The organism is Streptomyces sp. SM11 (assembly GCF_002910905.1).
Classification (GTDB): Bacteria; Actinomycetota; Actinomycetes; order Streptomycetales; family Streptomycetaceae; genus Streptomyces.
Window position 1 is genome coordinate 1 of the sequence record NZ_NEUE01000272.1, and the last position, 5,108, is coordinate 5,108.

Annotated in this window: 3 protein-coding genes and 1 pseudogene; 3 read left to right on the plus strand and 1 reads right to left on the minus strand. The window is 70.2% G+C overall.

Features of this window, described 5'->3' with window-relative positions; all coding sequences use genetic code 11:
- Nucleotides 1–159 precede the first annotated feature (159 nt).
- Complete coding sequence (locus tag B9S58_RS29725; protein ID WP_103535050.1) at nucleotides 160–1,263, minus strand: MarR family transcriptional regulator; 1,104 nt, start codon at nucleotides 1,261–1,263, stop codon at nucleotides 160–162.
- Between the two features lie 635 nt (nucleotides 1,264–1,898).
- On the opposite strand from B9S58_RS29725, the gene B9S58_RS29730 reads away from it, so the two are divergent.
- The 3 genes and pseudogenes from B9S58_RS29730 to B9S58_RS29745 all read left to right on the plus strand — a co-directional run.
- Nucleotides 1,899–2,642, plus strand: coding sequence for a DUF6879 family protein (locus B9S58_RS29730; protein WP_103535051.1), 744 nt, complete (start codon nucleotides 1,899–1,901; stop codon nucleotides 2,640–2,642).
- A pseudogene (locus tag B9S58_RS29735) lies at nucleotides 2,639–3,483 on the plus strand (Scr1 family TA system antitoxin-like transcriptional regulator). Before B9S58_RS29730 ends, B9S58_RS29735 begins: the two are co-directional and overlap by 4 nt.
- 552 nt (nucleotides 3,484–4,035) lie before the next feature.
- A partial coding sequence (locus B9S58_RS29745; RefSeq protein WP_258044462.1) for a methyltransferase domain-containing protein occupies nucleotides 4,036–5,108 on the plus strand: 1,073 nt, incomplete at its 3' end.

A 5,108-nucleotide genomic window follows, 5' to 3' on the forward strand; every position in this document is an offset into this window, starting at 1 on the left:
GTGCGGTATCTCGTTCTCCGGAAGAGGAAGGGCGTTCGTCGTCGTGTCCGGGATCTCACGGAGGCGCATGGCTGCCATGCGGGAGGTTCGGTCGCCTTTCGCACGGTTCGCCACCGGCTTCTGTCGGTTGGGGGTGTGAGGTGATTGTGGCGCTCGGGTTCAGACGGGTTTGAGCAGGTCGCGGAGGTTGGCCATGTGTGCCTTGATGTCGGCGATCCCGGCGGGGTGCTCCGGTTCCTCGGTGGCCGTGGAGTGGTGGGTGGTGCGGCAGGGGTGGCAGAGGCCGTCGGGGAGGGCCTCCGGGGGGCCGGGGCGGCCGCAGTCGGTGCATTCCATGAGGATGCGGCGCGGTGGGGCGAGGGTGACGGTTTGGGCGCTTTCGGTGGGCAGTCGGGGTGGGATCTTGTCGGTGAGGCGGCGGCGGATCAGGCCGGCAGGGCTGTCGACCCTGGTGGGGAGTCCTGCGGTGAGGGCGCTGGTCAGGTAGTCGACGGTGACGCCCCGGGCGAGCCACTGGGCCGCTTGTGGTTCGAGGGCGGCGCAGTCGTCGGCGGAGAGGGCGAGGCGGTGGTCGTCGCGGCCCAGGCGGGCCAGGGCCAGGTAGGCCGGGGAAGGACCGGCTACGAAGGTGCGGGGCGTCATGGGCGTTGCGGGCGTCTCGGAGACCGCGCACGGGACGGGCGGCGCGGGGGCCGCGCTCGGGGTGGGCGGAAGGGGCGGCGCGGGCTCGTCGTCCGGCCTCTGGTGCGGGGTGCGCTGCTGCGGTACGGCGGGGCATCCGGGGGCCTGGTCCGCACCGGGGCCCTCCGGCGCGGGCGGCGGCGGTTCCTCGGCCGGGACCCACGGCGGCGGGGTCGCCGTGGCCGGGGTCGCCGTGTCGGGGGTCGGGGTGTCCGGTGCGGAGTTGGCGGTCCGGGCGGCCTTCTCGGTGGCGAGGTAGGTGTTCCACCACTCGTTGTCGTGGGCGGTGCTGGACCAGAAGGTGCGGAAGACCCAGCGCGTCTCGTCGCCGTCGCTGACGGGGCACCGTACGCGTCGCAGGTGCCCGGCGACGGACAGGGCGGTCAGGGCGGTGGAGATGGCCTGCTGGCCGTAGAGCGGGAGCTGCTTGGCGAGCTGCTTCACGCTCATCGCCGCCCCCTCGGGGAGGTGGTCGACGAACCCGGCGACATACCGCTCACGCGTCGGCAGCAGGGCGAAATCTTCGCGCGTAGGTGCCTGTTGATCGGGAGCCGTGCGTTTGCCGTACCCGGGCTTGGCCATCGGGTACGCGGCGGAGAGTGCGGGGGCGGGCGGGGCGGAGCTAGGCTGCTGGGTAGCCACGGGATCGTCCTTCTGGGTGATCGATCTTGCGGTGAGACCCCGGCCTGGTGTGGCAACACCGCGTCGGGGTCGATTGGTTCTCGCACCGTAAGCAGTCGTGACGCTGCGCCGCAAGCTGTCACGATTAGTCATACTTGCTCGCCGTGACGAGGGTGGGGAGGTGGGGGAGGTTTTCCCAACCCCCCTGCATCTACCCGCCGGTTAGAGAAGGCGCTCGAACCCCGGGTCCCGCATCCCGACGCCCGAGTCCCGGCACCCGAGCTTCGGGCCGGAGCCCCACCCGCGTACCCCCAGAAGAGTGACCCGACCGTCCCGAAGCCCGGGGCTCGGGTGCCGAGCCCCGGGCTTCGGGACGTGCTCGCCCGATCACCGCCAGGCAGCCCCAACGCTTCCACGAGCCGGATCTGGACCGCGACGAACGTGAGTCCCTCAAGGCGCTCATAAAGTGCTCACCTACCGCCAGTTGCGCGCAACTGCTCTGCCTCGATGAGAATCTGCAATTCCGCGCAATCTGCCCTCGGTCTCGCGCCATCCGCCGCATCCTGGATTCCCACCCAGCGTAGACGGAGGACACTATGACGCTCCTCAGGTTTCTCGGTACCACCAGCGACGACGGAGACTGCCCCACTCTTTACGAGGTCGAGGGCACCACCGACATCCTTGTCCAGGGTGACCGAGTTACCGAACCCGAGCATCTGGCGCAGCTCCGCGATGTGAAGGACAGCGAGACATTCGTACTGGTGCCACGCGACCTCCTGGTCCGCTTCGCCCCACGCACTACCGATCCTGAGATCGTGCCGTTCGCCGAGATCGCCCCGCTGTTCCGCGAGTTCAGGCACACCGCGTTCCGGCTGGAAACCCGGCACGGGTACGCCTCCGACCGCAACAGTCCGAAGTGGGGACGATGGAAGAGCGGCGCGGACATCTTGGCTGAGCCGGACAACGCATGGCGCGAGAATGTCCGGGCGCAGACGGCTCAGGGAAAGCGGTTCGAGCGGGTCCGGCTCGTCGACCAGCCCCTGACCGAGGGGCAGTGGTTTCTTCTGGCCAGCGGCCAGGGCAACGTGGCGGCCGGTGAGGACATCCGCAACCTGCCACGCTCCCAGGCAGTCCGACTTGGCCTGCCCGGCCACGACTTCTGGCTGTTCGACTCCCGGCTGATCGTCCGGTTCGTCTTCGCTGAGGACGACACGACCCTCGGCGTCGTCGTCAGCGAGGACCCGGCCGAAGTCGCCCTCGCTTGCCAGGCGCGAGACGCCGCCTGGCACCACGCGACGCGCACCGCGGACTTCGCGAAGGAAGTAACTTCGACCGGGTGAGCACCGACTTCCAAACCGCGCGGGTCGCCCTCGGAGCACGGCTCCGCGAGCTACGCAGCGAGGCCGGTCTCAACGGCAAGGGCGTGGCCGAGGTGCTCGGCTGGCAACGCTCGAAGGTGTCCCGCTTGGAAACAGGAAAGCAGACCCCCACCGTGAGCGACCTCATGGAGTGGGCCCAGGCGGTGGGGCGGCCTGGTGTGGCGGCCGAGTTGCGGGGGCGGCTCGTCGGACTGGAATCGCAGTACCGGTCGTGGCGACGGCAACTCGCCGGTGGTCATCGGGCACGCCAGGAACTGGCCGTCACAGAGACGATGGCTACGCAGCTCATCCGGGGTGTGGAGGTGTCCCGCATTCCGGGGCTGTTCCAGACTGCGGACTACGCCCGGCACGCGTTCGAGGCGAACGCCGAGTTCCGCAGAATCCCCAGGGACGTCGAGGCAGCAGTCCGGGCGCGCATGCGCCGCCAGGAGGCGTTGTACGAGGCCGGCAAACTCTTTCGGTTCGTGGTGTGGGAAGCGGCCCTGTACGTACTGACGTGCCCCCCCCCGAGGTGATGGCCGCACAACTGGACCGGCTCGCCGGGCTGATCGGCCTGGACACCGTCGAGATCAGCGTGCTTCCCCTCGGCGCGCAGCTGAGGCGTGCGCCGGGCCACGGGTTTTGGATCTATGACCGGCGTCGCGTGATCGTCGAGACGATCAACACCGAGATGTGGCTCGACGACGAGGAGAACGTCGTTCTGTATGAACGGGCGTGGGATCTGATGGTCGAAGCCGCGGTCCAGGGGCCGCAGGCACGACGTTTGATCGGCCGTGCACGGGCGTCGTTGGAGCTCGATTAAGCAACCGTGCCCAATGCGTACAGCAGGATTCGCAACCCGGCGCAATCGCCCAGCGCATCTCGTGCTCAGCTCTCTAACGTGCTGCTCATGGCCACGCAGATGCGTGTAGCTCCTGCCCACACCAGCCCGAAGGGAAAGCCATGAGCACGCTGACCATGCCCGCCCCCGGGCCCGAAGCTGCATACCGGATGCTTCTTGGCCACACCACGACCTGCGCCGCTTGCCGTGCCGGAGTCTCCTGTCCGACCGCAGTTCGCTTGGACCGGGCGTGGCGCGAGGCCCGACGCGCATGCCCTGTGCCGGCGGCCGGACTGCGCCTGCCTGTGCCACGCGTCGGCCTCTTCCCGCCGTACGGGATCTACCGGCTGCACCGCCGCCCCGCCGATCGAACCGTTCCACAGAGCAGAGGAGATGGACGATGACGATGAGCACCGACCCCGTGCAGGCCGAGGGCGGGAAGCATGGCGGTCCTCCGTCGGACAAGCCGTGGACTCCGCCGTCGGAGCCGAAGCCGTCTCCGGACGGCAGCCGTCCCACGTTCGTTCCGCAGCCGTGAGCACGGCACCCCAGGTGTCCACCTATCCGGCGCTGGTCCAGGAGTTGGCCGACCGTGGGCTGCTTGGTGCCCGTTGGCGGCGGGTGTTCGAGGCCGTGCCGCGCAGCCGGTTCGTTCCGGCGGCTGTGTGGCGGCAGTTGCCCGACCGGTGCGAGCCGGTGGTGGGGACGGATGCGTGGCTGGCGCTGGTCAACAGCGACGAACCGGTGGTCACGCAGCTCGACGGCGGGGCCGAGGGCGGGCCCGGTGTCGCGACGTCGTCGAACTCGATGCCCTCGATGGTCGCCCGCATGCTCGGCCTGCTCGAAGTCTCGGATGGCCAAAGGGTGTTGGAGATCGGCACCGGCACCGGGTACGTTGCCGCGCTGCTCTGCGAGCGGCTCGGTGACGATCTGGTCCACAGTGTGGAGCTGGATCCGGTCGTGGCCCGGCAGGCGGGGGAGGCTCTGGCGCAGGCCGGGTACCGGCCGCGTCTGCGGGTCGGGGACGGTGAGCGGCCGTGGCCCGGCCTGGGGCTGGTGGACCGGCTGATCGCCACGTGCGCGGTGCGGTACGTCCCGTACGGGCTGCTGCGGCAGGTCCGGCCCGGCGGGGTCGTCGTGGCCCCGCTGGCCCGGGAGTTCTGGTCGGGTGCGCTGGTCCAGCTCCGTGTCCAGGGCGACGGTACGGCGGTGGGGCCGTTCCGCGGCGGGGCCACGTACATGCCGATGCGCTCCCATCGCGTACCCGACCTCCACGACGTGCGGGGCAAGGGGCGGGCCCGCGCGGCGGGCCTGGATCCCGCCCGGCTCCTCGACCTCGGGTTCGCGTTGTACGCGGGGGCGCGGTTGCCCGGCGTGCGGCTCATCCACCAGGACACCGCCGAAGGTGTCCAGGTGTGGGTGACCCGTGAGGGCGGGGGTGCTGCGACGGCTGCCACGGGGGAGGGGGTGTGGCAGTACGGGCCCGGGTTTCTGTGGGAGGAGATCGAGCAGGTCTGGTGGGAGTACGAGTCGGTGGGGCGGCCCGACGCCGAGCAGTTCGGGCTGACCGTGACCGACCGGGGACAGCAGGTATGGCTCCGCGACCC